A 25671-nucleotide genomic window follows, 5' to 3' on the forward strand; every position below is an offset into this window, starting at 1 on the left:
AAAACCCGGAGAGCGAGAGCTTCCGGGTTTTTTGTTGCTTGTCTGAAAGTGATGGTGGCAGACCGCTTTCGCGAGCAAGCTCGCTCCCACATTGGAACTGCTTGGGACCACAGTTTTGTGTCCGACGACAATCCCCTGTAGGAGCGAGCCTGCTCACGAAGAGGCCTTCTCTGCCGACGACGATCTCACTCAAGCAATGCAGACACTGCCTACAACTCACCCAGAATGCGCCGACTGGTGCTCGTTGAGGCCAGGTTCTATCGTTTGCCGGTCGCTACTCAATCACGCAGACCGGCAAGCATGAATACAACCCCTGCTCGAAAACCCGCAAAACAGAAAGTTCGTGATGAACTGACATTCCTTGATGTTCGACAAGCCGCCCGTGATGGGCAGAAAGTGCTCGATAAATTTGTGATCACTGGCAGGCTACCCATTACAAAGTAAATCAAAAAAATCGCAGCCTGCCACAGCTCCTAAAAAGCCATTGTGTAGGAGCTGCCGCAGGCTGCGATCTTTTAATTCTGAAAGCCCGGACGGCGAAAGCTTCCGGTTTTTTATTGCCTGTTTGAAATCGATGGTGCTTGGCAGGCCGCCATCGCGAGCAGGCTCACTCCTACAGGGGATCGTTGTCGGGCACTCAATCAGTGATCACCGCAGATTCAATTTGGGAGCGAGCTTGCTCGCGATGAAGCCATAACAGCCAGCGAAACTACTGAGGCAACTTCAGCTTATCCAGCAGTCGATTGACCAACAGTTCGTTGAGCATGATCACCTGTTGCAGCGCCAGCAGCGGTTTGCGCTCCGGGCCGCCGATTGAGTTGGCGATGTTACCGGCCATGGCATGGGCGTATGAAAGCGACTCGCTAGCCTCGACCAGCAGGGTTTCGTCATCCAGCGTGGGGTCGACGAGATAGACGGGGCGAAATTTTGGCGAGCTTGGTGGAGCCCCCAGGGCTTCGGGGCGGAGGTAGTAGTCGAGGGCGCGATCAGTCGCTTCTTTGACCTTTTGCGGATCAAGTGAGGGGTCGTGGGGGACTGGGTCGGTGACTGGTGGGTTTGGTGTGATTTTGAACATAGATAAAGCTCCAATTTGAAAAAAGGGAGCCATCACCCTCGCTACCAAACGGCGGGTGGCGGCCATGCGCGGGTTGGTAGACCGGTCAAATTGGGTAACCCGGCGCTCACAGAGGAGCCCCACGCATGCCCACCATACAAAGCCATATCTCAAAAAAGGAGACAGCATCGACGGTGTCGCAACAACGACAATTTAAAGCGGGCTACCAAACCCGATCACTGATTTGCAGTGACAGGCAAACGATATAGCCCGGCCTATAGCCGCGTAAGCCGGCGGATTCTGGCGTACGCGTAGGTAACGGCGCAAGGTGTTGTAGGCCCGATGGCGTAACGGTTCGTGTACTTTAAACGCGCTCACGGAATCATGTTTACGCACAGGAAATGCTGGACAGAGAGCGCTTCCAGTTTTTTATCGTGTCAGCGAAATCGCCCCTCACCCTAACCCTCTCCCAGAGGGAGAGGGGACTGAACCGAGGTGTTTGGGCAAGGTATACCGACGTGCAATACCGCGTTGAACTCAAGCACTGAAAAGCACACAAATCGGCTCTTCTCCTTCCCAGAGAGAGAGGTGACTGACCGAGGCGTTTGGGCAAGGTACGCCGACGTGAAATACCGAGTCGAGTTCAGATTCTGAAACAGATCAAAAGCCCCTCACCCTAGCCCTCTCCCAGAGGGAGAGGGGACTGATCGCGGTGTTTGGGAGAGGTACGCCGACGTGCAATAGCGCGTTGAACTCAGGCTTTGAAAAGCTCACAAATCGGCTCCCTCTCCCTCGGGAGAGGGCTGGGGTGAGGGGCAGTCACAACACAAATTAATAGCCGAACACCGCTTGGCCCTTAACCACTCAATAGGCCGAGTGTCAGCTCGCCTGCTCTTGATCTTGATCCACGGGCGACGTCGGAAGGCTGAGTGGAGGGATTGATCCGGGCGTGGGAGCGCAGCGACCGTTTGGCGCAGCCAAACACAGCGAGAGGAGGTGCAGCGAAGCAAACCGTAGGCGCTGCGCCCGGATCGATCCCGCAGCGAAGGAACCCCGAGCTTTAGCGAGCGGGCCGGACGTAGGAGCAAGCGTTTTTGGTTACTTTTTAGGCGTTTGTAAAAAGTGACCCGCCGTAAGGGCGGAACCCTAAGTGGCCGTTACCGCAGCAATGGATATGTACTCAGATTGAAAAATGTGTCGCGTTCAAGATCTACCCCCTCACCCCAGCCCTCTCCCCCAAGGGGGCGAGGGGGAAAGGGAGCCGATCTTTATGCGGTTCGGGATCTCGGTTAACCCTTGAGAAATTCGGATACTTTCTGCGCAGCGGCAGCCAAATGCTGTTCATGGGTAAACCCGGAAACCTTTAATGGCTTGAGGTCATGATCCCCGGTCACTAGCCACGCCACCTCAATACTCGGTGACAAAGTGTAAGCCTCGACAGCCTCACGATTGCCCAACGCATCCCGCTCCCCCTGCACAATCAACGTCCGAGTCTGCAAAGAAGCCAAATGCTCAACCCGCGGTTTCTCCGGCTTCCCCACCGCATAAAACGGATACCCCAGACACACCAACGCGTCAGCCCCCAACTCATCAGCAAGCAGACTCGCCATCCGCCCACCCATAGACTTCCCGCCAACGGCCAAAACCCCAGCGACATGACGCCGCACCTCGGCATACACCTCACGCCAGCATTCCTGCAATTTCCCAGCAGGATTCGGCGGCCGTTTAACCCCATCCACCCGCCGCTGCGCCATATACGGAAACTCAAACCGCAACACGTTCACACCCAGTGCAGCAAGGCGCCCAGCCATGTCATTCATCCAGTCACGGTCCATCGGCGCACCAGCACCGTGAGCAAGGATCAACGTCGCCGCAGCCTTACCACTGGCGGCATCCCAAAGCCACCCATGATCACGCACGCACTGCGCCCATTGATCCCCGTCAATACTGGCCTTGTGCTGTTTGTCCATGCTTGCCTCGCTTTTAGTCTGCCTATAACTCCAGACGAAGGATTCGCCGCGTCTTTTGCGCGCGCTCACTTCGGCTGAACCGTGGATGGGGAACCATGAACACTTCTATCAGTACCGCCTACAACTACAAGGTGGTCCGCCAATTCGCCATTATGACGGTGGTGTGGGGCATCGTCGGCATGGGGCTCGGGGTTTTTCTCGCGGCCCAATTGGTCTGGCCCGAACTCAACTTCAATTTGCCCTGGACCAGTTTCGGCCGTCTGCGCCCGCTGCACACCAACGCGGTGATCTTCGCCTTCGGTGGCTGTGCGCTGTTCGCCAGTTCGTTTTACTCGGTGCAACGCACCTGCCAGACCCAATTGTTTGCACCAAAAATCGCCGCGTTCTGCTTCTGGGGCTGGCAGTTGGTGATCCTGTTGGCGGCGATCAGCTTGCCGCTGGGTTACACCAGTTCCAAGGAATACGCCGAGCTGGAATGGCCGATCGACATCCTGATTACCATCGTCTGGGTCGCCTACGCCATCGTGTTCTTCGGCACGATCATGCAGCGCAAGACCAAGCACATCTATGTGGGCAACTGGTTCTTCGGCGCGTTCATCATCACCGTGGCGATTCTGCACATCGTCAACAACCTTGAGTTGCCGGTGAGTTTCACCAAGTCGTACTCGGTGTACGCCGGTGCAACCGACGCGATGGTGCAATGGTGGTACGGCCACAACGCCGTAGGCTTTTTCCTCACCGCCGGTTTCCTCGGGATGATGTACTACTTCGTGCCGAAACAGGCCGAGCGTCCGGTGTATTCGTATCGCCTGTCGATCGTGCACTTCTGGGCACTCATCACCCTGTACATCTGGGCCGGCCCGCACCACTTGCACTACACCGCGCTGCCGGACTGGGCGCAGTCGCTGGGGATGGTGATGTCGCTGATTCTGCTGGCGCCGAGCTGGGGCGGCATGATCAACGGCATGATGACCCTCTCGGGCGCCTGGCATAAGTTGCGCAGCGACCCGATCCTGCGCTTCCTTGTGGTCTCGCTGGCGTTCTACGGCATGTCGACTTTCGAAGGTCCGATGATGGCGATCAAAACCGTCAACGCCCTCTCCCACTACACCGACTGGACCATCGGCCACGTACACGCCGGCGCCCTCGGTTGGGTGGCGATGATTTCCATCGGCGCGCTGTACCACATGATCCCGAAAATCTTCGGCAAAACGCAGATGCACAGCGTCGGTTTGATCAACGCGCACTTCTGGCTCGCAACCATCGGCACCGTGCTCTACATCGCGTCGATGTGGGTCAACGGCATCGCCCAGGGCCTGATGTGGCGGGCAGTCAACGAGGACGGCACGCTGACCTACTCCTTCGTCGAAACCCTGGTGGCCAGCCACCCAGGCTTCGTCGTGCGGCTGATTGGTGGGGCGATCTTCCTCAGCGGCATGTTCCTGATGGCTTACAACACCTGGCGCACCGTGCGGGCCTCGCAGCCTGCTGACGTCGTTGCTGCCGCGCAGATGGCCTGAGGAGTCCGCCATGAAACACGAAACGATTGAAAAGAACGTCGGCCTGTTGATGTTGCTCATGGTGTTCGCCGTGAGCATCGGCGGCCTGACCCAGATCGTCCCGCTGTTCTTCCAGGACGTCACCAACAAACCGGTGGAAGGCATGAAACCCTACACCGCGCTGCAACTGGAAGGCCGCGACATCTATATCCGCGAAGGCTGCGTCGGTTGCCACTCGCAGATGATCCGGCCGTTCCGCGCCGAAACCGAACGCTACGGGCACTACTCGGTAGCGGGCGAAAGCGTTTGGGATCACCCGTTCCTGTGGGGGTCGAAACGTACCGGTCCGGATCTGGCCCGGGTCGGCGCCCGTTACTCGGATGACTGGCACCGCGCGCACTTGTACAACCCGCGCAACGTCGTACCGGAATCGAAAATGCCGGCCTACCCGTGGCTGGTCACGCAAGCGGTCGACAGCAGCCACACCGAAACCAAGCTCAAGACCATGCGCACCCTCGGCGTGCCGTACACCGACGACGACATCAGCGGCGCGGTGGCCAGCCTCAAGGGCAAGACCGAAATGGACGCCCTCGTTTCTTACCTGCAAGTGCTCGGCACTGCGATCAAGAGCAAGAGGTGAGCACGATGGTCTTTGAAATGAGCGCAGGGCTGATCCGTGGTTTAGGCACCGTTGTCGTGTTTGTAGCGTTCGTCGGCTTGACCTTGTGGGTGTTCAACCGCAAGCGCACCCCGGAGTTCGCTGAAGCACGTCTGCTGCCGTTCGCCGACGAGCCACAACCCGAAACTACCCCAGCATTTGAAACAACCCAAGCACCTGAACCAAGGAGTACCCGGCCATGACCACCTTCTGGAGTACGTGGATCTGCGTACTGACCATCGGCAGCCTGATCGGCCTGACGTGGCTGCTGATCGGCACCCGCCGGGGCGAAACCAAGGGCAGCGTCGACCAGACCATGGGCCACAGCTTCGACGGCATCGAGGAGTACGACAACCCGCTGCCGCAGTGGTGGTTCATGCTGTTCGCCGGCACCCTGGTGTTTTCCGTGGGCTATTTGATCCTTTATCCGGGCCTGGGCAACTGGAAAGGCATCCTGCCGGGTTACGAGGATGGCTGGACCGGCGTGCACGAGTGGGAAAAGGAGATGAACAAGGCTGACGCCAGGTTCGGCCCGATCTTCGCCAAGTTCGCCGCCATGCCGCTGGAAGAAGTGGCGAAGGACCCGCAGGCGCTGAAAATGGGTGGCCGCTTGTTCGCTTCCAATTGCTCGGTGTGCCACGGTTCCGATGCCAAAGGCGCGTTCGGTTTCCCTAACCTTGCCGACAGCGACTGGCGCTGGGGCGGCGACGCCGACACCATCAAAACCACCATCATGGGTGGCCGGATGGCGGCGATGCCGGCCTGGGGCGAAGTTTTGGGCGAAGCCGGGGTGAAGAACGTGGCCGCCTATGTGCGTCACGAACTCGCCGGCCTGCCGCTGCCCGCCGACAGCAAGGCTGATCTGCAAGCGGGGCAGCAGGCATTTAGCACCACTTGCGTGGCCTGTCATGGGGCAACCGGTCACGGCACTGAAGCCATGGGCGCGCCGAATCTGACGCACCCGGCCGGGTTTATCTATGGCACCAGCCTGACTCAACTCGAGCAGACCATTCGCCACGGTCGTCAGGGCCATATGCCGGCGCAGAACGAACTGCTGGGTAACGATAAAGTGCAATTGCTGGCCGCTTATGTGTACAGCCTGTCGCACGTATTGAATACAGAAAAACTGATTACTGAAGACAAGAAAAAGTAAGTATTGCGTACACATCTGCCGCACCATTCTCGGTGCGGCAGCATCCAGCCCCTTTGCGACGCATTGTCGCACCCCTTCACACCCTCTCCTTTCGGTTCCCCGGATTCGGGTCTACGCTTGCTCGATGCGGACTGGCTTGTGCCGGTTCCAGGTCAACGCTGACTGCTGTGTTCCGCGAACCGGCTGACTGATGTGGCCGCAAACGCCGGTAGATACCGGCTGTCGTGCCATTTGCCATCCGTCACCCGAACCGAGCGTTTGAACACACCCCGTTACAAGCGACCTGAACCCCTCGCTTTTTTCGTCCGCTGCGACATTTTGTCCGAGGCCGATTTTGTCCTTACGCGGCGCATGGAAAGGCCGCAGAATCAGCGTTGGAAAGCATTGACCCAGGTCATGGCGCGTTGCAATGACCCCCTGCTCTCTGCATACTTGCGGCCGATTTTAATCCTAATAAAACACCCAAACCGTGGAACCTTAGAATGAGCACAGCAATCAGTCCGACTGCTTATAACTATAAGGTAGTCCGCCAGTTCGCCATCATGACGGTGGTCTGGGGGATCCTTGGCATGGGGCTCGGTGTCTTCATCGCCTCGCAACTGGTCTGGCCGGAGTTGAACTTCGGTCTGCCGTGGACGAGCTTTGGACGCCTGCGCCCGTTGCACACAAACCTGGTGATTTTCGCCTTCGGTGGTTGTGCACTATTCGCCACTTCCTACTATGTCGTGCAGCGAACCTGCCAGACGCGACTGATTTCCGACAGCCTCGCGGCCTTCACCTTCTGGGGCTGGCAAGCGGTGATTGTCGGCGCGATCATTACCTTGCCGCTGGGTTACACCACCACCAAGGAATACGCGGAACTGGAATGGCCGATCGCCATTTTGCTGGCCATTGTCTGGGTCACTTACGGTCTGGTGTTCTTCGGCACCATCACCAAGCGCAAAACCAAGCACATCTACGTGGGTAACTGGTTCTACGGTGCCTTCATCGTCGTGACCGCGATGCTGCACATCGTCAACCACATGTCGCTGCCGGTGAACCTGTTCAAGTCCTACTCTGCCTACTCGGGCGCGACCGACGCGATGATCCAGTGGTGGTACGGCCACAACGCGGTGGGCTTCTTCCTCACCACCGGTTTCCTCGGGATGATGTATTACTTCGTGCCGAAACAGGCCGAGCGTCCGATCTACTCTTATCGCCTGTCGATCGTGCACTTCTGGGCACTGATCACCCTGTACATCTGGGCCGGCCCGCACCACTTGCACTACACCGCACTGCCGGATTGGGCACAATCGCTAGGCATGGCGATGTCGATCATCCTCCTGGCGCCAAGCTGGGGCGGCATGATCAACGGCATGATGACCCTGTCGGGTGCCTGGCATAAGCTGCGCACCGACCCGATCCTGCGTTTCCTCGTGGTATCCCTGGCGTTCTACGGCATGTCGACCTTCGAAGGTCCGATGATGGCGATCAAGACCGTCAACTCGCTCTCGCACTACACCGACTGGACCATCGGCCATGTACACGCCGGCGCTCTCGGCTGGGTGGCGATGATCTCGATCGGCGCGATCTACCACATGATCCCGCGTCTGTTCGGCCGTGCGCAGATGCACAGTGTCGGCTTGATCAACGCGCACTTCTGGCTCGCGACCATCGGCACTGTGTTGTATATCGCTTCGATGTGGGTCAACGGCATCACTCAGGGCCTGATGTGGCGTGCAATCAACGACGACGGCACCCTCACCTACTCGTTCGTTGAAGCACTGCAAGCCAGCCACCCGGGTTACATCGTGCGTGCCTTGGGCGGTGCTTTCTTCGCCAGCGGCATGTTCCTGATGGCTTACAACGTCTGGCGCACCGTGCGCGCCTCGAACCCGGCTGAAGCCGAAGCCGCTGCCCAGATCGCTGTCGTTGGAGCTCACTGATGAAGCATGAAGCTGTCGAGAAGAATATTGGCCTGCTGGCCTTCTTCATGGTCATCGCCGTCAGCGTTGGCGGCCTGACCCAAATCGTTCCGCTGTTTTTCCAGGACGTCACCAACAAGCCGGTCGAAGGCATGAAGCCGCGTTCGGCACTGGAGCTGGAAGGCCGCGACGTTTACATCGCCAACGGTTGTGTCGGCTGCCACTCGCAGATGATCCGTCCGTTCCGTGCTGAAACCGAACGCTACGGCCACTACTCGGTTGCCGGTGAAAGCGTCTGGGACCACCCGTTCCTGTGGGGCTCCAAACGTACCGGTCCGGACCTGGCCCGTGTCGGCGGTCGTTACTCCGATGACTGGCAACGTGCGCACTTGTACAACCCGCGCAACGTAGTGCCTGAGTCGAAAATGCCGGCTTACCCGTTCCTCGTGGAAAACAAGCTCGACGGCAAAGAGACGGCCAAAAAAATGGAAGTCTTGCGCACGCTCGGCGTCCCTTACACCGACGAAGACATCGCCGGTGCCAAGGATGCCGTGAAGGGCAAAACCGAAATGGACGCGCTGGTGGCCTACCTGCAAGGCCTGGGCACCATCATCAAAAGCAAACGGTGAATTAGATGGATATCGGGATGATTCGTGGCCTGGGCACCGTTGTCGTGATGGTGGCCTTCATCGGTCTGGCGTTGTGGGTGTTCAGCCCCAAGCGCAAGTCGGAGTTTGAAGACGCGACCTTGTTGCCTTTTGCGGATGATCCCGAAGCCATCAAGCACGTCGAGCAAGCTTCTAGGAGTAACAAAGAATGACTACATTCTGGAGTCTGTACGTCACAGTCCTCAGTCTCGGTACGATCTTCGCCCTGACCTGGCTGCTGCTGTCGACCCGCAAGGGCCAGCGCAGCGAACAGACGGACGAGACGGTCGGGCACTCCTTCGACGGGATCGAGGAGTACGACAACCCACTGCCGAAATGGTGGTTCATGCTGTTTGTCGGCACCATCATTTTTGCCTTGGGTTACCTGGTGCTGTACCCGGGCCTGGGCAACTGGAAAGGCCTGCTGCCGGGCTACAACTACCTTGATAACGACAAACAGACCGCGTTCGCCAACGGCCAGACCGGCTGGACCGGCGTACACGAGTGGGAAAAGGAAATGGCTCGCTCGGACGCCAAATTCGGTCCGATCTTCGCCAAGTTCGCCGCGATGCCAATCGAAGAAGTCGCCAAGGATCCACAAGCACTGAAAATGGGTGGCCGCCTGTTCGCCTCCAACTGCTCGGTGTGCCACGGTTCCGACGCCAAGGGCGCTTACGGTTTCCCTAACCTGACCGACGCCGACTGGCGCTGGGGCGGCGAGCCGGAAACCATCAAGACCACTATCATGGGCGGTCGCCACGCGGTGATGCCGGCCTGGGCTGAAGTGATTGGCGAGCAAGGCGTTGCCGACGTGGCAGCTTTTGTCGTGACCAATCTGGATGGCCGCAAGCTGCCGGAAGGCACCAAGGCTGATCCGGCCAACGGCGGCAAACTGTTCGCCGCCAACTGCGTGGCGTGCCACGGTCCGGCCGGCAAAGGCACTCCCGCCATGGGCGCGCCTGACCTGACTCACCCGGGTGCTTTCATCTACGGTTCGAGCTTTGCGCAACTGCAGCAGACCATTCGTTACGGCCGTCAGGGCCAGATGCCTGCGCAGGAACAACTGCAAGGCAACGACAAGGTGCACCTGCTGGCGGCTTACGTTTACAGCCTGTCTCACGGTGAAAAAGCACCGGAAGCGAACGCCGAATAGGGTCATCGCTTGAAACAAAAAAAGGCCCCGCCAATATTGATTGGCGGGGCCTTTTTTCATGCTGGCATTCATGACTTGTAACGTTTGCTCAATAGACCTGAGGAAAGCTGCCCTGTAGGTTTTTCCCACCCCGATGAGCAGCATCGGGTCAACCTTCAAGGATGAAGCCTACATGTCAAAAAATAACGAAAACACACTGCCAAAATGTTTGCAGCCCTGCCCTGACCATCAAGCAACGCCGGTAAAAACACCTGCTGCGCTCGCACGCTCGACATCGCCAGACACCATGGCCCATCCAGGTAACGGTGGCGGTCTGGACGGTCTCGGCGGCGGCCGATTGCTCTGAAAAAGCAGCAAAACGCAGCGAATATTCGCCCGATATCCTGCGCCCCTGCCCGTTGGCTGGGGCGCTCTGGCTGGTGCCGTTATGACAGTGATAAACCGATCGTCCGCAACCCACCTTTCCGATTGCCGGGAAAACCTCAGCGTAGTAACGTTTCTACACCAGAATCACCGGAGGCCGAACTTGATGGCCATCACGACCATTTCCAGCCGCGAATTCAATCAGGACACCAGTGCTGCCAAAAAAGCCGCGCATCTGGGTCCGGTCATCATTACCGATCGTGGCAAGCCTGCCCATGTACTGCTGAGCATCGAGGAGTACCAGAAACTGACCGGTAGCCAGACCAGCATCGTCGACCTGCTGGTCATGCCGAATGCGCCTGACATCGAATTCGAACCCGAGCGCGCCGTCATCCTCCCTCGCAGCGTGGATCTGTCCTGATGTTTCTACTCGATACCAATGTCGTTTCCGAGCTGAGAAAACCCCAAGCCGACCGGCAAGTGGTGACATGGGCAAACAGCGTTGCCCCGGCCAGCCTGTATTTATCGGCCATCACTGTGCTGGAGCTGGAAACCGGCATTCTGCGTATCGAACGCCGCGACCCGCCACAAGGAGGGATGCTGCGCAACTGGCTCGAGCGTCATGTCAAACCCGCATTCTCGGGAAGAATCCTCTCGGTCGATAGCGCCGTCGCTAGCCGATGCGCACAGCTGCACGTGCCTGATCGCAGCAATGAATGCGACGCTTTGATCGCCGCCACCGCGCTTGTTCATGGGCTGACGCTGGTCACCCGTAATGTTGCCGATTTCCAACTCAGCGGCGTTCATCTGATCAATCCATGGAACGCTGCCAATCACTGATCGTACAAAGCCCCGCCTAATCACTGGCGGGGCTTTTTTTATGGGCGCTTGGCAAAGATTGAATGCACCGGCGTCGTATCGATCAGCGTTCGATTGCGCCACTGATTGTTCTTCACCAGATAGACCTGCAACTGCTTGCGGTCCTCGGTGAAACTGGCAATCAGATAGGTTTGCTGAGACGTACTGCCGCTCAGGTAGATGGGTACGCTACCCTCCCAATAAGCATCACCTCCATCCTTATGTAAATGGCCGGCAAAGATCGCCGTCACTTGATATTTATTGACCATGTCGTGGAAGCGTTTTTGTTGCGCCTGGGTCCCTTTGTGGTTCAACGGTTTATGCATATTGATGATGATGGCGTAACCCGAAACTCGTGCCAGCCTGAGGTCCTTCTCGAGCCAGTCCAGCGCGTCGTTGATTTCAAATGTCGTCGGGTTCAGTGGATGAGCAATCCGGGTGGTATAAGTCGGCTCGTTATTGAGCTGAACCATATGAACTTCGCCGATATTTTTTGAATACGCGAGACTGCCGGAGTACGTCTTGCTGAGAAATCCACTGGTGACTTTCAAATCAAAGCTGTCCACCTTGCCTTCATGATGTTCCTTGAACTCGACGATACTTCCCGCCGCACAGCTATTGGTAAAACAATCATCAACATTATTTTCATAATCGTGATTACCCAGGCCGTACAAGTAGTCACCCTTAAAGTGTTTGTTCAACATATCCTTCATAAAAGACCGCTGCCAGCCATGACCAAAAGCGGTTATGTCACCATTGATCATCAGTGGAACCTGGGCTTGCGAACCATGCTGATTTCTGAAATCAGCAATACTCGCAAGCTGACTGTCGACCAGCCACTTGGAGCGAACTTCGAATTCCGAGTCGGATTCAGGATCACGGTTATCTGTCTTGTCGGTCCAGGGATATTGAGTATCCGAGGCAAAAACCATGTGTTTCGGGGTTCCGGTCATCGCCTGAGCGCAGGCAACCGAAGCCAATAAACAAACCCCCAGCACAACGCTTGTAAACTTATTGAAAGTCATACTTAAAATTCCATTTAAATTAATCAATTACACGCGAACAAGTTTTCGCGAAAACAGAACTTATTAGAAAAAACAGAAAACTTCAAAGCACCGAACCAGAACAATCAAGTAGATATGTTTCAGGCACAAAAAAAACTTACAACAACGCCTGATGCAAAAAGCCATGTTTGAAGTTGCACTTTGAAGTGCTCACTCGGCAACTTCTGCAACTGGAAACCTGAAGATGACACTGTCAGTGCTCGCCCCCCTTCAAGTCGACCCAGATTTTTCCAAGGCTTGCGGTGGCAAGCGCGTCGTACCGATGAACCCCTGACAACAACGGATTAGCCACCACGCCAAAACCGTCCATACTCAATAAGTCAATTGACCTGCATCAGGCTTTACTGCATTCGCTACACCATTCAGGTTTTTTACCCAACGCGACCAAAGGTCGCACCCTCGACCCAGAGCGACCGGCGTATCATTGCGCCACTGCAACGCCCCTTTTTGACCTTGGTTGGCACGTATCGACCGAGGCATTTTTCCACTGCCGTGGGATGCAATGATGAGCAATCAGATTCCGGTACACGACGTCACACCACCGAGCAAAAACGCGAACAACAGCGTTGACCTTTACGCCTCCAGAGAAAAAATCTACACCCGTGCCTTCACCGGTCTGTTCCGCAACTTGCGGATGATGGGCGGCGCCGCCTTGTTCCTGCTGTATTTCGGCACGGTGTGGCTGAACTGGGGCGGTCACCAGGCCGTATGGTGGAATCTGCCGGAGCGCAAGTTCTTCATCTTCGGCGCAACGTTCTGGCCGCAGGATTTCATCCTGCTCTCGGGCCTGTTGATCATTGCCGCGTTCGGCCTGTTCTTCATCACCGTGTATGCCGGGCGCGTCTGGTGCGGTTATACCTGTCCGCAAAGTGTGTGGACGTGGATTTTCATGTGGTGCGAGAAGGTCACCGAAGGCGACCGCAACCAGCGCATCAAGCTCGACAAGGCGCCGATGAGCGCCAACAAGTTCCTGCGCAAAGCCGCCAAACACGTGATGTGGCTATTGATCGGTTTCGTCACCGGCATGACCTTTGTCGGCTACTTTTCGCCGATCCGCGAACTGGTCTTTGAGTTCTTCACAGGGCAAGCCGATGGCTGGTCGTATTTCTGGGTCGGTTTCTTCACCCTCGCTACCTACGGCAACGCCGGCTGGTTGCGCGAGCAGGTGTGTATTTACATGTGCCCGTATGCGCGCTTTCAGAGCGTGATGTTCGACAAGGACACGCTGATCGTCTCCTACGATCCACGTCGTGGCGAAAGCCGTGGCCCGCGCAAGAAAGGTATTGATTACAAAGCCCAGGGCCTTGGTGACTGCATCGACTGCACCATGTGTGTTCAGGTCTGCCCGACCGGCATCGACATCCGCGACGGCCTGCAGATCGAGTGCATCGGCTGCGCCGCGTGCATCGATGCCTGCGACAGCATCATGGACAAAATGGATTACCCGCGCGGGCTCATCAGTTACACCACTGAACACAACCTGTCTGGGCAGAAAACCCATAAACTGCGGCCACGCCTGATCGGTTATGCCGTGGTGTTGCTGGCGATGATCAGCCTGTTGGTCACCGCGTTCTTCATGCGTTCGCTGGTCGGTTTTGACGTCAGCAAGGACCGCGTGCTGTACCGCGAAAACGCTGAAGGCCGAATCGAAAACGTCTACAGCCTGAAGATCATGAACAAGGATCAGCGCGACCACACCTACGTGCTCGAAGCCAGCGGTTTGCCGGATCTGCGCCTGCAAGGCAAGCGCGAGATCAAAGTCGCGGCCGGCGACATCGTCAGCATGCCGGTCGAGTTGTCGAGCGCGCCGGAACAACTGCCATCGAGCACCAACGAGGTGAAATTCCTCCTCAAGGATGCCGATGATGACAGCGTCCACGTTGAAGCCAAGAGCCGATTCATCGGCCCACAAATCCGTTGAGAGAACTGAACATGCCCGCAGCAAACGCCGCAAGTCCCTGGTACAAGCACCTCTGGCCATGGATCATCATCGGGATTCTGGCCTGCTCGGTGACCCTGACCCTGTCCATGGTGACCATTGCGGTGAACAACCCGGACAACCTCGTCAACGACAACTATTACGAGGCTGGCAAAGGCATCAACCGTTCGCTGGACCGTGAGCTGTTGGCGCAGAATCTGAAGATGCGTGCGGCGGTGCGTCTGGATGATGTTACTGGTGAGGTTGATCTGCGTTTGAGCGGTGACAGTCAGCCGAAGACACTGGAATTGAACCTGATTTCGCCGACGCAGCCCGAGAAGGATCGCAAGATTATCCTGACTCGCAGCGAGACTGAAACGGGCCGCTACATCGGTCAACTGGGTGACAAGGTTGAGGGTCGTCGCTTTGTCGAATTGCTCGGCAGTCAGGATGACCATGTGTGGCGCATGTTCGAGGAAGAGTTGGTGAGCCATGACAAGGATCTGCTGCTCGGTGATGAGCCGCTGCAAGGCGCCGAAGACCTGAAAAAATAAGCAACTTCGAAAGCCCCCTCACCCTAGCCCTCTCCCCCAGGAGAGGGAACTGATCTGGAGCGTTTGCACGTTTTGTGTATGACAGTGAAAATCCAGGCTCACACCGATCGGCGCCCTCTCCCTCCGGGAGAGGGCTGGGGTGAGGGCAAGCGGACAACTCCAATGCAAGGGTTTAACCCCTCAACGATGCCATGACCACCCCACTCCCCTGCTACCACTGCGCCCTGCCCGTCCCCTCCGGCAGCCGCTTCACCGCCGTCGTACTCGGGGATTCCCGCGAGTTCTGCTGTCCGGGCTGTCAGGCTGTGGCCGAAGCCATCGTCGCCGGTGGTCTGGAAAGCTACTACCAACACCGCAGCGAAGCCTCGGCCAACCCCGAAGCATTGCCGGTGCAATTGGTCGATGAGCTGGCCCTGTACGACCGCGCCGATGTGCAGCAACCCTTCGTTCGCCATGAAGGCGATCTGGCCGAAACCACCCTGTTGATGGAAGGCATCAGTTGCGCCGCTTGCGGCTGGCTGATCGAAAAACACCTGCGCACGCTGCCCGCCGTGGCCGAGGCGCGGCTGAACCTGTCCAACCATCGTTTGCACGTGAGTTGGGCCGACGCGCAATTACCGCTGAGCCAGATCCTCGCCGAACTGCGCCACATCGGTTACGCCGCCCACCCGTATCAGGCCGACCGTGCCAGCGAACAACTGGCCAGTGAAAACCGCCTCGCTCTGCGCCAGCTCGGCGTGGCTGGACTGCTGTGGTTTCAGGCGATGATGGCGACCATGGCCACTTGGCCGGAATTCAACATCGACCTCAGCCCCGAGCTGCACACGATCCTGCGCTGGGTCGCACTGTTCCTGACCACACCGATCGTGTTCTACAGCTGCGCGCCGTTCTTCAAAGGCGCAATGCGCGATCTGCGCACGCGCCACCTGACCATGGATGTCTCGGTGTCACTGGCGATCGGCAGCGCCTACATTGCCGGGATCTGGACTTCGATCACCGGCGTTGGCGAGTTGTATTTCGATGCGGTCGGCATGTTTGCGCTGTTCCTGCTCGCCGGCCGCTATCTGGAACGCCGTGCCCGTGAGCGCACCGCTGCCGCGACGGCGCAACTTGTGAATCTATTGCCGGCCTCGTGTCTACGGCTGGACAACAACGGCCAGAGCGAACGCATCCTGCTCAGCGAGCTACGCCTCGGCGAGCGGATTCTGGTGCAGGCCGGCTCGATTCTGCCGGCGGACGGCAAGATCATCGACGGCCAGTCGAGCATCGACGAATCGCTGCTCACCGGCGAATACCTGCCGCAACCGCGCATGCCGGGCGATGCGGTCACCGCTGGCACGCTCAACGTTGAAGGCGCGCTCACCGTGGAAGTTCAGGCGCTGGGCCAAGACACGCGCCTATCGGCCATTGTCCGCCTGCTCGACCGCGCTCAAGCGGAAAAACCGCGACTGGCAGAAATCGCCGACCGTGCCGCGCAATGGTTTTTGTTGTTATCGCTGATCGCCGCAGCCGCCATTGGCCTGTTGTGGTGGGAACTGGATTCGTCGCGAGCATTCTGGATTGTCCTCGCCATGCTGGTTGCCACCTGCCCGTGCGCCCTGTCGCTGGCGACGCCGACCGCGCTCACCGCTGCCACCGGTACCTTGCACAAACTTGGTTTGCTGCTGACGCGCGGGCATGTGCTGGAAGGCTTGAATCAGATCGACACGGTGATCTTCGACAAGACCGGCACCCTCACCGAAGGCCGATTGATGCTGCGTTCGATTCGCCCACTCGGCGCGCAGGACAGTGATCAATGCCTGAGCCTCGCCGCCGCTCTGGAAAACCGGTCGGAACACCCGATTGCCCGTGCCTTTGGCCGTGCGCCGCTGGCCGCTGAAGACGTCCACAGCACGCCGGGGCTTGGCCTCGAAGGCTTGGTGGGCGGACAGCGTTTGCGCATCGGCCAGGCCGAGTTTGTCTGCGCCCTCAGCGGCGCAACGGCACCGTCGATGCCGGACGAGGCCGGCCAATGGTTGCTGCTCGGCGATACTCAAGGGCCACTGGCGTGGTTCGTCCTCGACGATCGCTTGCGTGATGACGCCCCCGCCTTGCTCGCTGCTTGTAAGGCACGCGGCTGGCGTACGCTGTTGTTATCCGGTGACAGCTCGCCGATGGTCGCCAGTGTGGCGGCGGAACTGGGCATTGATGAGGCTCGCGGCGGCTTGCGCCCGGACGACAAACTGCAAGTCCTGCAGCAACTGCACAAGGAAGGTCGCAAAGTGCTGATGCTCGGCGACGGCGTCAACGATGTACCAGTGCTCGCGGCAGCCGACATCAGTGTCGCCATGGGTTCGGCCACCGATCTGGCGAAAACCAGCGCCGATGCGGTGCTGCTGTCCAACCGTCTCGACGCCTTGGTTCAAGCGTTCACTCTGGCTCGGCGCACCCGCCGGGTAATCATCGAGAACCTGCTGTGGGCGGCGCTGTACAATGGCCTCATGTTGCCGTTCGCCGCCCTCGGCTGGATCACGCCGGTGTGGGCCGCCGTCGGCATGTCGATCAGTTCGTTGACCGTGGTGCTCAATGCCCTGCGCCTGACTCGCCTGCCGAGTCCGCCGCCCGCCAGCACCCGATCACAAACCCGCCCGCTGCCGGCCTGAACCGTGCGGGCGCCTGGAGTACCGATGCCAGCTCTCTACGTGATGATCCCGGCCGCCCTGCTGATTGTGGCCATCGCCGTGTACATCTTTTTCTGGGCGGTGGACAGCGGTCAGTACGACGACCTCGACGGCCCTGCGCACAGCATTCTGTTCGATGATCAGGATCCGAACCACACCGCCGCCGTGGACGAAGTCAACGCCAGCAAACCGGACGACAAGGCCCCGCCTCATGCTTGAACTGGCGCCCTTGCTGGTCTCGGCATTGATCCTCGGCCTGCTCGGTGGCGGTCATTGCCTGGGCATGTGCGGCGGTTTGATGGGCGCGCTGACTTTGGCGATCCCCAAGGAGCAGCGCAGTCGGCGTTTTCGCTTGTTGCTGGCGTACAACCTGGGCCGAATCCTCAGTTATGCCACGGCTGGCTTGCTGATCGGGCTGGCGGGATGGGCGGTGGCGAACAGTCCAGGCGCATTGTTCATGCGTGTATTGGCCGGGTTGTTGCTGATCGCCATGGGTTTGTATCTGGCCGGTTGGTGGAGCGGACTGACCCGCATTGAAAGCCTCGGCCGCGGGCTGTGGCGCTACATTCAGCCGGTCGCCAATCGCTTGCTGCCGGTGTCGAGTTTGCCTCGCGCGCTGTTGCTTGGCGCGTTGTGGGGCTGGCTGCCGTGCGGACTGGTTTACAGCACGCTGTTGTGGTCGGCGAGTCAGGGCAATGCGCTGGACAGTGCGTTGTTGATGCTTGCGTTTGGCCTCGGCACCTGGCCGGTGTTGCTCGCCACAGGGCTTGCGGCTGAGCGGGTTACGGCGCTGTTGCGCAAACGCAGCGTGCGCATGGCCGGTGGTTTGCTGGTGATTCTGTTCGGGATATGGACATTGCCCGGGCCGCATCAGCATTGGTTGATGGGCCATTAAGATCAAAAGATCGCAGCCTTCGGCAGCTCCTACCTTTGGAATGCGTTTCCCTGTAGGAGCTGCCGCAGGCTGCGATCTTTTGATCTTATGCTGTTGATGCAAATCAAGATGCCCCTGCGCGCCCTCCCCTAGACTCGCCACACTGCCAGCCTATCCGGGGGAATGCCCGCATGCTCGACGCCATTCGTTGGGACTCTGATCTGATCCGCCGCTACGACCTGGCGGGGCCGCGCTACACCTCTTATCCGACGGCCGTGCAATTTCACGGTCAGGTCGGTACCTTCGACCTGTTTCATGCCCTGCGCGACAGCCGCAAGGCCCTGCGCCCGTTGTCGCTGTACGTGCATGTGCCGTTCTGCGCGAACATTTGCTACTACTGCGCGTGCAACAAGGTCATCACCAAGGACCGAGGTCGCGCGGCGCCATATCTACAGCGGCTGGAGCAGGAAATCCAGTTGATCGCCTGCCACCTCGACCCGGCACAAAAAGTCGAGCAATTGCACTTTGGCGGCGGCACGCCGACCTTTCTCAGCCACGACGAACTGCGGCAGTTGATGGCGCACCTGCGCAAGCATTTCAATCTGCTGGACGACGACTCCGGCGACTACGGTATCGAGATCGACCCGCGCGAAGCCGACTGGTCGACCATGGGCCTGCTGCGCGAACTCGGCTTCAACCGGGTCAGCATCGGCCTGCAGGATCTCGATCCGGCGGTGCAGCGCGCGGTCAATCGCCTGCAGAGTCTGGAAGAAACCCGCGCGGTGATCGATGCCGCGCGCACCCTGCAGTTTCGCTCGATCAATATCGACTTGATTTACGGCTTGCCCAAGCAGACGCCGGAAAACTTCGCCCGCACCGTCGAGGAAGTGATCAGCCTGCAACCGGATCGGCTCTCGGTGTTCAACTATGCGCACCTGCCGGAGCGCTTCATGCCGCAGCGGCGGATCAACGGCAATGAACTGCCGGCGCCCGCGCAGAAACTGGAAATGCTCGAGCGCACCATCGAACAGCTCACCGCCGCCGGCTATCGCTACATCGGCATGGATCACTTTGCCCTGCCCGACGATGAGCTGGCGATTGCCCAGGAAGAACAAACCCTGCAACGCAACTTCCAGGGTTACACCACCCATGGTCATTGCGACTTGATTGGCTTGGGCGTGTCGGCCATCAGCCAGATCGGCGACCTGTACTGCCAGAACAGCAGCGACCTCAACGAGTACCAGAACACCCTCGCCGCCGCGCAACTGGCGACTAGCCGGGGCCTGGTGTGCAACGCCGATGATCGCTTGCGCCGTGCAGTGATTCAGCAACTGATCTGCAATTTCAGCCTGGAATTCGCCGAGATCGAGCAGCAGTTCAACATCGACTTTCAGGGATATTTCGGCACGCTGTGGCCGCAGCTGCAAGGCATGGCCAGCGATGGCCTGATCGAACTGGATCGCGAGCGGATCGAAGTATTGCCGGCGGGACGTTTGCTGGTGCGCTCGGTGTGCATGGTGTTCGATGCGTATCTGGAACAGCAGAACCGCCAGCGTTTCTCGCGGGTGATTTAGTTCTTCATCAGCAGCGAACCGACTTTCATATTCTGATCCGCCGTCAGGCCCGACTGCCCCACCACTTTGGACAAGGCCAGGTTGGCGGTGATCAGACCCGTATTCAACGCGGCGATGGCGCCGCGAAGAGCCGCGACCTTGTTGATTTTTTCTTCGTTGGAAAGGCGCTTGTCGGCCATGACCGCTTCGATAAGCGCCTTTTTCTCGGCAATCTGTTTTTGCAACTTGCGGATCATCTTCAGCAATTGCTGGATGTTCTCCGGCAATCCGCTGTCGTCGATGTCGCTGTTTTCACCACCGACACCGGCGGATTTTGCGATCGACGCACCGGACAGCGACACTTTGACGCCCTCGACCAAGGTCGGGGTTGCCTCTTCGGTCGAGTCTGGGTCGCGTGCATTGCCCGACGAAGCTTTAAACGTTTCCGGCACTGCCGCAACGTCGCTGCTACCGGGGCCCAGCGTGCCAATGGTGGCCATCGAAGCGTTCCTTGTATGCGTTCTGATACCTGTATATCGGCGGCTCGCTCTGCGGCTTTATGGCGGTGGGACAAAGTCGCCACAGACTGGCCTGAATGTCCTCCCGTGGGTTACCCTTACGGCTTATGTGTGTTTTCCCACAAGGATTAAAGAAATGTCCGAGCCAGTTAAACTGCGCGCTCACAACCAGGCCCATTGCAAGGATTGCAGCCTGGCCCCTCTCTGCCTGCCACTTTCTCTGAATCTGGAAGACATGGATGCGCTGGACGAAATCGTTAAACGTGGCCGCCCGCTGAAAAAAGGCGAGTTCCTGTTCCGCCAGGGCGACACGTTCGATTCCGTTTATGCAGTACGCTCCGGCGCCCTGAAGACCTTCAGCCTCAGCGACAGCGGCGAAGAGCAACTGACCGGTTTCCACCTGCCGAGCGAACTGGTCGGCCTGTCCGGCATGGACACTGAGAAACACCCAGTCTCCGCCCAGGCGCTGGAAACCACCTCGGTCTGCGAAATTCCGTTTGAACGCCTCGACGAATTGGCCCTGCAACTGCCGCAGCTGCGCCGCCAGTTGATGCGCGTGATGAGCCGGGAAATCCGCGACGACCAGCAAATGATGTTGCTGCTGTCGAAAAAAACCGCCGACGAGCGCATCGCCACCTTTCTGGTCAATCTGTCCGCGCGCTTCCGCGCTCGCGGCTTCTCGGCCAATCAGTTCCGCCTGAGCATGTCGCGCAATGAAATCGGCAACTATCTCGGTCTGGCCGTGGAAACCGTGTCTCGCGTGTTCACGCGCTTCCAGCAAAACGAGCTGATCGCCGCCGAGGGCAAGGAGATTCACATCCTCGACCCGATCCAGTTGTGCGCACTGGCCGGTGGCTCGATCGAAGGCTGATCTCGATCCGCGGTTGAGCGAAGCGTTTCAGCCGCGGGTATACTGCGCCGTTTGCAGCCCTGCCAGGACACCTCGACGATGGTCTTCGACTCCTTCGACATCAAATCGCTTATCCGCCCAGTGATCGACTTCCCGAAACCGGGCGTGATCTTTCGCGACATCACCCCGCTGTTCCAGTCGCCGACGGCCCTGCGCCTGGTGATGGACAGCTTCGCCCACCGCTACGTTGAAGCCGACTTCACCCACATCGGCGCGATGGATGCCCGTGGTTTCCTGATCGGTTCGGTGTTGGCCTATCAGTTGAACAAGCCGCTGGTGCTGTTCCGCAAGCAAGGCAAACTGCCGGCGGACGTGTTGGCCGAAGGTTATGCGACCGAGTACGGCGAAGCGTTCCTGGAAGTACACGCCGACAGCCTGTGTGAAGGCGACTCGGTGGTGATGTTCGATGACTTGATCGCCACTGGCGGGACGTTGATTGCAGCCGCCAACCTGATTCGCCGCATGGGCGCGCGGGTGCATGAGGCGGCGGCGATCATTGATTTGCCGGAGCTGAACGGGTCGCAGCGGCTTGAGGACATGGGGATTCCTACCTTCTGCCTGACGCAGTTTGCCCTGACTGATAAGTAAGTAGCGCCTGTCAGACCGCTTTCGCGAGCAGGCTCGCTCCCACATTTGGAATGCATTCTCCTGTGGGAGCGAGCCTGCTCGCGAAGGCGTCGGGCGCCTCCACGCAAAACCTAAAGCCCCATCTGCTTGCTGATGATCTCGTTCATCACCTCCCGCGTCCCGCCGCCAATCGACAAGATGCGGTTATCCCGATACAGCCGTTCCACCAGACTCTCGCGCATATACCCCAGCCCGCCGAGAATCTGCACCGCCTCGGTGGTGATCCGGTCCGACGTGTCCGTGGCAAAATTCTTCGCCATGGAAATCTCCTTGATCACACTCTGCCCCGCCGCCATCTTCGCCGCTTGCCGATAGGTGAATTCCCGCGAGACCTCCAGCGCCGTGGCCATCTCGGCGAGGCGATGCTTGATCACCTGGAACTTGCCGATCGGCTTGCCGAACGCCTCACGCTCGCGCGCCCACTTCAGGCTCTCTTCCAACGCAAGCTGTGAGGTCATGTTGGCCATCAGCGCCAGCGCCAGTCGTTCGCTTTGAAAGTTGCCCATGATGCAGGCGAAGCCCATGTTTTCGGCACCGATCAGATTTCCCACAGGCACCCGGCAGTCGTCGAAAAACAATTCAGCCGTGTCCGACGCCCACCAGCCCATTTTCTTCAGCTGGCGACCAACGGTGAAGCCCGGCGTACCCTTCTCGATCAACAACAGGCTGATGCCGCCGAAACCCAGCGCACCGGTGCGCACCGCAACGGTGTAGAAATCGGCGCGTACGCCACTGGTGATAAAGGTTTTGCTGCCGCTGACCCGGTAGCAGTCACCGTCACGCACGGCGCGGGTTTGCAGGTTGGCGACGTCGGAGCCGCCGACGGGCTCGGTGACCGCCAGGGCGCTGATCTTCTCGCCGCTGAGCACTTGCGGCACAACACGCTCACGCACCTCGGGATGGGCCCATTTGACGATCGGCGGCAAGCCGATATCCAGCGAGCCGAGCCCCGCTACCAGGCCGCCAGAGCCGCAGCGCATCAACTCCTCGCTGGCGGCAACCTTGGCGAACAGATCGCCTTCATGGCTGCCTCCCAGCGTTTCGGGGTAACCAATGCCGAGGATGCCTGCCGCGCCAGCCTTCAGGTATAGCTCGCGGGGGAAGCTTTCGGCTTCTTCCCACTGATCGATGTCCGGCAGGATCTCGCGTTCGACGAAACGTCTGACGCTGTCGCGGACCAATTGGTGGCTGGGGTCGAAGTATTCCTGAAAGGCAGGCATGGGCGAGCTCCACGGAAGGGTTCGCCGAACTTAACCGAGCGCTTGCTTGGTTTACAAGATGCAGAAGATCAAAAGATCGCAGCCTTCGGCAGCTCCTACATTGGAAATACGCGCTTCCCTGTAGGAGCTGCCGAAGGCTGCGATCTTTTGATTTTTATCAGAGGGAGATCGGTTTACGCCCGGCAAACGAATGCGCCAGCGTGCCGCCATCGACCAGCTCCAGCTCACCACCCAACGGCACGCCGTGGGCAATCCGCGAAGCGATCAGGCCTTTGTTGCTCAGCAGCTGTGCGATGTAATGCGCCGTCGCCTCACCTTCCACTGTCGGATTGGTGGCGAGAATGACTTCGGTAAACGTCCCCGCCTCTTCGATCCGCGTCATCAACTGCGGAATGCCGATCGCCTCAGGCCCGAGGCCATCAAGCGGCGACAAATGGCCCTTGAGCACAAAGTAGCGCCCACGGAAGCCGGTCTGCTCGACGGCATACACATCCATCGGCCCTTCGACCACGCACAGCAGCGTGTCGTCACGGCGGGTATCGGCGCATTGCGGGCACAGATCGTCTTCGGTCAGCGTGCGGCACTGGCGGCAGTGACCGACCCCTTCCATAGCCTGGCTGAGGGCCTGGGCCAGACGCAAACCGCCGCTGCGGTCACGCTCGAGCATCTGCAACGCCATGCGCTGGGCGGTTTTCTGACCCACGCCCGGCAAGGTGCGCAAGGCGTCGATCAGTTGGCGAATCAAAGGGCTGAAGCTCATGGGTAAAAAGTCCGACAAAACAACGAGACGCGGTTTATACCCGCGCCTCCGGCCAGCGTCAAATACTCAGTCCTGCGCGACCTTCACTACCAGTTTGCCGAAGTTGCGCCCCTCCAGCAGACCGATAAACGCCTCGGGTGCCTGCTCCAGGCCTTCCACCACGTCCTCGCGGAATTTGACCTTGCCATCGCGCACCCACGGCACCATGTGGCTGATGAATTCCGGCTGACGATCGCCGTAGTCGTCGAACACGATAAAGCCCTGAATGCGCACGCGCTTGGTCAGCAGTGTGCGTTGCAGCATTGGCAGGCGATCCGCGCCTTGCGGCGCTTCGGAGGCGTTGTAACCGGCGATCAGGCCACACAACGGAATGCGCGCCTTGGGGTTGAGCAACGGCATCACCGCATCGAACACATGACCACCGACGTTCTCGTAATAGATGTCGATGCCATCGGGGCAGGCCTTGGCCAATTGCTCAGCAAAATCGGGCGCCTTGTGATCGATGCAGGCATCGAAACCCAGCTCTTCGACCACGTATTTGCATTTGTCGGCACCGCCGGCCACGCCGACCGCGCGCAGGCCTTTGATCTTCGCCACTTGGCCGACCACCGAGCCCACCGCGCCGGACGCCGCAGCGACGACTAGCGTTTCGCCTTCTTTAGGCTGACCGATGTCCATCAAGCCCATGTACGCGGTCATGCCCGGCATGCCCAACACACCCAGCGCCATCGACGGGCTCGGCAGACCGGACGGAATCGGGATGATGTTACGACCGTCGCTGATGCTGTGGCTTTGCCAACCGGTGGCGCCGACCACCAGATCGCCTTTATGAAACTTCGGATGACGTGAGTCCTCGACACGGCTGACAGCGCCACCGGTCATCACTTCGCCGATTTGCACCGGCGCAGCGTAGGACGGCGCGTCACTCATGCGTCCGCGCATATAGGGATCGAGGGACAGGTACAGGGTTTTCAGCAGTACTTCACCGTCCTGCAGATCCGGCAGCGCTTCGCGTTCGAGGCGGAAGTTTTCCGGGGTCGGCGCACCGACCGGGCGTGAGGCGAGGACAAAGCGCTGGTTGAGGGTGAGAGGTTCGGACATGTCAGCGTCTCCTGTGAAGGGTGAATTCAGCGGGTATAGAGCAGACCGTTGAGGCTTTTGCGCGTTCGATGTTTATTCAGGTGGACCGAGGTGAATTCATTCGCGAGCAGGCTCGCTCCCACAGGGGAATGCGTTTCAAATGTGGCAGCGAGCCTGCTCGCGAAGGCGGCCTCAAAGACACCGCACCACCAAGAGTCGGAAACAAAAATGCCAGGCGCAAGGCCTGGCATTTTGTGTAGCTCATCTGCCGCCGATTGGCGAATCAGAATGGCAGTTTCATACCGGCTGGCAGGTTCATGCCGGCGGTCATGTTGCCCATTTTGTCCTGGCTGTTTTTTTCGATCTTGCGCACGGCGTCGTTGACGGCGGAAGCAATCACCGCTTCCAGCATTTCTTTGTCGTCTTCGCTCATGCCTTCAACCAGGCTTGGGTCGATGCTCACGCTTTTCACGTCGTGACGACCGGTCATCACCACGGTGACCATGTCGCCGCCGGCCTTACCGGTGACTTCGGCGTTGGCCAGTTCTTCCTGCATCTTGGCCATTTTTTCCTGCATCTGCTGCGCCTGCTTCATCAGGCCGGCCATGCCACCTTTCATCATGGGAATCACCTCAAAAGTACTTGGATCAAAACAGCGCCCGGCCAGCAAGGCC

General features: G+C 58.9%; 26 protein-coding genes. 18 read left to right on the forward strand and 8 right to left on the reverse strand.

Annotated elements, in window-relative coordinates; translation table 11 throughout:
• Positions 1 to 709 precede the first annotated feature (709 nt).
• Entirely contained in the window at positions 710 to 1075 is a 366-nt protein-coding gene (locus tag ACI514_RS15875) for a DUF6124 family protein (RefSeq protein ID WP_016983499.1), read from the reverse strand.
• Positions 1076 to 2343: 1268 nt separating this feature from the next.
• Positions 2344 to 3024, reverse strand: coding sequence for an alpha/beta family hydrolase (locus tag ACI514_RS15880; protein WP_405122010.1), 681 nt, complete (start codon positions 3022 to 3024; stop codon positions 2344 to 2346).
• Positions 3025 to 3119: 95 nt separating this feature from the next.
• On the opposite strand from ACI514_RS15880, the gene ccoN (ACI514_RS15885) reads away from it, so the two are divergent.
• From ccoN (ACI514_RS15885) to ACI514_RS15930, 10 genes are all read left to right on the forward strand, one after another.
• Positions 3120 to 4544: a cytochrome-c oxidase, cbb3-type subunit I gene (gene ccoN / locus ACI514_RS15885; protein WP_077571869.1), complete on the forward strand. Its 1425-nt coding sequence runs from the start codon at positions 3120 to 3122 to the stop codon at positions 4542 to 4544.
• A 10-nt stretch (positions 4545 to 4554) separates the two neighbouring features.
• Entirely contained in the window at positions 4555 to 5163 is a 609-nt protein-coding gene (gene ccoO / locus ACI514_RS15890) for a cytochrome-c oxidase, cbb3-type subunit II (protein ID WP_003223389.1), read from the forward strand.
• A gap of 5 nt (positions 5164 to 5168) precedes the next feature.
• Positions 5169 to 5384: a cbb3-type cytochrome c oxidase subunit 3 gene (locus tag ACI514_RS15895; RefSeq protein WP_053118838.1), complete on the forward strand. Its 216-nt coding sequence runs from the start codon at positions 5169 to 5171 to the stop codon at positions 5382 to 5384.
• Complete coding sequence (ccoP, locus tag ACI514_RS15900; protein ID WP_405122011.1) at positions 5381 to 6334, forward strand: cytochrome-c oxidase, cbb3-type subunit III; 954 nt, start codon at positions 5381 to 5383, stop codon at positions 6332 to 6334. The genes ACI514_RS15895 and ccoP (ACI514_RS15900) overlap by 4 nt, the downstream gene beginning before the upstream one ends.
• A 482-nt stretch (positions 6335 to 6816) precedes the next feature.
• Positions 6817 to 8259: a cytochrome-c oxidase, cbb3-type subunit I gene (gene ccoN / locus ACI514_RS15905; protein ID WP_007917159.1), complete on the forward strand. Its 1443-nt coding sequence runs from the start codon at positions 6817 to 6819 to the stop codon at positions 8257 to 8259.
• Positions 8259 to 8867 (forward strand): cytochrome-c oxidase, cbb3-type subunit II, encoded by a 609-nt coding sequence (gene ccoO / locus ACI514_RS15910; protein WP_160057092.1) that lies wholly within the window; start codon positions 8259 to 8261, stop codon positions 8865 to 8867. The genes ccoN (ACI514_RS15905) and ccoO (ACI514_RS15910) overlap by 1 nt, the downstream gene beginning before the upstream one ends.
• Before the next feature lie 5 nt (positions 8868 to 8872).
• Positions 8873 to 9058: a CcoQ/FixQ family Cbb3-type cytochrome c oxidase assembly chaperone gene (locus ACI514_RS15915; protein WP_003175465.1), complete on the forward strand. Its 186-nt coding sequence runs from the start codon at positions 8873 to 8875 to the stop codon at positions 9056 to 9058.
• Positions 9055 to 10038, forward strand: coding sequence for a cytochrome-c oxidase, cbb3-type subunit III (gene ccoP, locus ACI514_RS15920; RefSeq protein WP_007917163.1), 984 nt, complete (start codon positions 9055 to 9057; stop codon positions 10036 to 10038). Before ACI514_RS15915 ends, ccoP (ACI514_RS15920) begins: the two co-directional genes overlap by 4 nt.
• 529 nt (positions 10039 to 10567) lie before the next feature.
• A complete protein-coding gene (locus ACI514_RS15925) occupies positions 10568 to 10822 on the forward strand; it encodes a type II toxin-antitoxin system Phd/YefM family antitoxin (protein ID WP_160057091.1) in 255 nt (84 codons plus the stop codon).
• Entirely contained in the window at positions 10822 to 11241 is a 420-nt protein-coding gene (locus tag ACI514_RS15930; protein ID WP_095124870.1) for a type II toxin-antitoxin system VapC family toxin, read from the forward strand. Before ACI514_RS15925 ends, ACI514_RS15930 begins: the two co-directional genes overlap by 1 nt.
• Before the next feature lie 38 nt (positions 11242 to 11279).
• Here ACI514_RS15930 and ACI514_RS15935 read toward each other — a convergent pair whose 3' ends face one another.
• Positions 11280 to 12284 carry a metallophosphoesterase gene (locus ACI514_RS15935; protein WP_160057090.1) on the reverse strand — a complete coding sequence of 335 codons (1005 nt, stop codon included), beginning with the start codon at positions 12282 to 12284 and terminating at the stop codon, positions 11280 to 11282.
• 544 nt (positions 12285 to 12828) lie between these two features.
• Here ACI514_RS15935 and ccoG point away from each other — a divergent pair.
• The 6 genes from ccoG to hemN all read left to right on the forward strand — a co-directional run bounded on the left by ccoG (position 12829) and on the right by hemN (position 19903).
• Positions 12829 to 14244: a cytochrome c oxidase accessory protein CcoG gene (gene ccoG / locus ACI514_RS15940; protein WP_077571861.1), complete on the forward strand. Its 1416-nt coding sequence runs from the start codon at positions 12829 to 12831 to the stop codon at positions 14242 to 14244.
• 11 nt (positions 14245 to 14255) lie between these two features.
• Complete coding sequence (locus ACI514_RS15945) at positions 14256 to 14795, forward strand: FixH family protein (protein WP_405122012.1); 540 nt, start codon at positions 14256 to 14258, stop codon at positions 14793 to 14795.
• A gap of 191 nt (positions 14796 to 14986) precedes the next feature.
• Positions 14987 to 17437, forward strand: coding sequence for a heavy metal translocating P-type ATPase (locus ACI514_RS15950; protein ID WP_160057088.1), 2451 nt, complete (start codon positions 14987 to 14989; stop codon positions 17435 to 17437).
• 24 nt (positions 17438 to 17461) lie between these two features.
• Positions 17462 to 17674: a cbb3-type cytochrome oxidase assembly protein CcoS gene (gene ccoS / locus ACI514_RS15955; RefSeq protein ID WP_160057087.1), complete on the forward strand. Its 213-nt coding sequence runs from the start codon at positions 17462 to 17464 to the stop codon at positions 17672 to 17674.
• Positions 17667 to 18350, forward strand: coding sequence for a sulfite exporter TauE/SafE family protein (locus tag ACI514_RS15960; protein ID WP_405122013.1), 684 nt, complete (start codon positions 17667 to 17669; stop codon positions 18348 to 18350). The genes ccoS and ACI514_RS15960 overlap by 8 nt, the downstream gene beginning before the upstream one ends.
• Before the next feature lie 170 nt (positions 18351 to 18520).
• Positions 18521 to 19903, forward strand: coding sequence for an oxygen-independent coproporphyrinogen III oxidase (gene hemN / locus ACI514_RS15965; protein WP_160057085.1), 1383 nt, complete (start codon positions 18521 to 18523; stop codon positions 19901 to 19903).
• Here the strand turns inward: hemN and ACI514_RS15970 are convergent.
• Positions 19900 to 20382, reverse strand: coding sequence for a hypothetical protein (locus ACI514_RS15970; RefSeq protein WP_405122014.1), 483 nt, complete (start codon positions 20380 to 20382; stop codon positions 19900 to 19902). The genes hemN and ACI514_RS15970 overlap by 4 nt on opposite strands.
• Before the next feature lie 154 nt (positions 20383 to 20536).
• Between ACI514_RS15970 and fnr the strand changes: the two genes are divergently transcribed.
• A complete protein-coding gene (gene fnr, locus ACI514_RS15975; protein ID WP_007918332.1) occupies positions 20537 to 21271 on the forward strand; it encodes a fumarate/nitrate reduction transcriptional regulator Fnr in 735 nt (244 codons plus the stop codon).
• 78 nt (positions 21272 to 21349) lie between these two features.
• Positions 21350 to 21898 (forward strand): adenine phosphoribosyltransferase, encoded by a 549-nt coding sequence (locus tag ACI514_RS15980; protein ID WP_038365388.1) that lies wholly within the window; start codon positions 21350 to 21352, stop codon positions 21896 to 21898.
• Positions 21899 to 22008: 110 nt separating this feature from the next.
• On the opposite strand, the gene ACI514_RS15985 is transcribed toward ACI514_RS15980, so the two are convergent.
• The 4 genes from ACI514_RS15985 to ACI514_RS16000 form a co-directional block, all read right to left on the reverse strand.
• Positions 22009 to 23157: an acyl-CoA dehydrogenase family protein gene (locus ACI514_RS15985; RefSeq protein WP_160057083.1), complete on the reverse strand. Its 1149-nt coding sequence runs from the start codon at positions 23155 to 23157 to the stop codon at positions 22009 to 22011.
• Positions 23158 to 23314: 157 nt separating this feature from the next.
• Complete coding sequence (gene recR, locus ACI514_RS15990; RefSeq protein WP_007918335.1) at positions 23315 to 23917, reverse strand: recombination mediator RecR; 603 nt, start codon at positions 23915 to 23917, stop codon at positions 23315 to 23317.
• Positions 23918 to 23983: 66 nt separating this feature from the next.
• Positions 23984 to 25018, reverse strand: coding sequence for an NADP-dependent oxidoreductase (locus ACI514_RS15995; RefSeq protein ID WP_160057082.1), 1035 nt, complete (start codon positions 25016 to 25018; stop codon positions 23984 to 23986).
• A 262-nt stretch (positions 25019 to 25280) separates the two neighbouring features.
• On the reverse strand, positions 25281 to 25619 hold the full coding sequence (locus tag ACI514_RS16000; RefSeq protein ID WP_016984747.1) for a YbaB/EbfC family nucleoid-associated protein: 339 nt from the start codon (positions 25617 to 25619) through the stop codon (positions 25281 to 25283).
• Positions 25620 to 25671: the final 52 nt, after the last annotated feature.

Origin of the sequence: Pseudomonas sp. M20 (genome assembly GCF_045037865.1) — a bacterium.
Lineage (GTDB): Bacteria > Pseudomonadota > Gammaproteobacteria > Pseudomonadales > Pseudomonadaceae > Aquipseudomonas.